Source organism: Psychrobacter sp. HII-4, from assembly GCF_904846595.1.
Classification (GTDB): Bacteria; Pseudomonadota; Gammaproteobacteria; order Pseudomonadales; family Moraxellaceae; genus Psychrobacter; species Psychrobacter celer.
Genome location: NZ_CAJHBJ010000102.1, coordinates 1 through 875, shown reverse-complemented (window position 1 = coordinate 875; position 875 = coordinate 1). Strand labels below are relative to the sequence as shown.

Annotated in this window: 1 protein-coding gene; it reads right to left on the bottom strand. The window is 50.3% G+C overall.

The window, feature by feature from the left end:
- Positions 1-854: elongation factor Tu (gene tuf / locus JMX98_RS13925; protein ID WP_201587421.1), on the bottom strand; the 854-nt coding region annotated here is incomplete at its 3' end.
- Positions 855-875: the final 21 nt, after the last annotated feature.

The window sequence follows — 875 nt, the reverse complement described above, 5'->3', positions numbered from 1 at the left end:
TTGGTACCACGGAGTAGTACGCCACAGTTTTCGCCTGCACGACCTTCGTCTAGCAGTTTGCGGAACATCTCAACACCAGTACAGGTGGTTTTTTGGGTGTCTTTGATACCGACGATTTCGATTTCGTCACCAACTTTTACGATACCTGATTCAACACGGCCAGTTACAACGGTACCACGACCTGAGATTGAGAATACGTCTTCGATTGGCATTAGGAATGCTTTGTCGATGTCACGCTCTGGCTCTGGGATGTAGGTGTCTAGGGTGTTTAGTAGTTCTACGACTGCTGGTTCGCCGTATTTGCCGTCGTCGCCTTTTAGGGCTTGGGTGGCACTACCTTTCATGATTGGGGTGTCGTCGCCTGGGAAGTCGTAGTCGTTTAGGAGTTCACGTACTTCCATTTCGACGAGCTCTAGCAATTCTTCGTCGTCTACTAGGTCACATTTGTTCATGAAGACGATGATGTATGGTACGCCTACCTGACGTGATAGCAAGATATGCTCACGAGTTTGTGGCATTGGGCCGTCAGTTGCTGATACGACTAGGATTGCGCCGTCCATTTGTGCGGCACCAGTGATCATGTTTTTGACATAATCGGCGTGACCTGGGCAATCAACGTGGGCGTAGTGACGGGTGTCGGTGTCATATTCTACGTGCGAGGTGTTGATGGTGATGCCACGTGCTTTTTCTTCTGGGGCTGAGTCAATTGACGCGTAGTCTTTTGCTTCGCCGCCTGAGGTTTTTGCTGCTACGGTTGCGATAGCGGCGGTTAGGGTTGTTTTACCGTGGTCAACGTGTCCGATGGTGCCGACGTTGACGTGTGGCTTGTTGCGTTCAAACTTGGCCTTTGCCATGGGTAATTCCTCTTTTTTTGG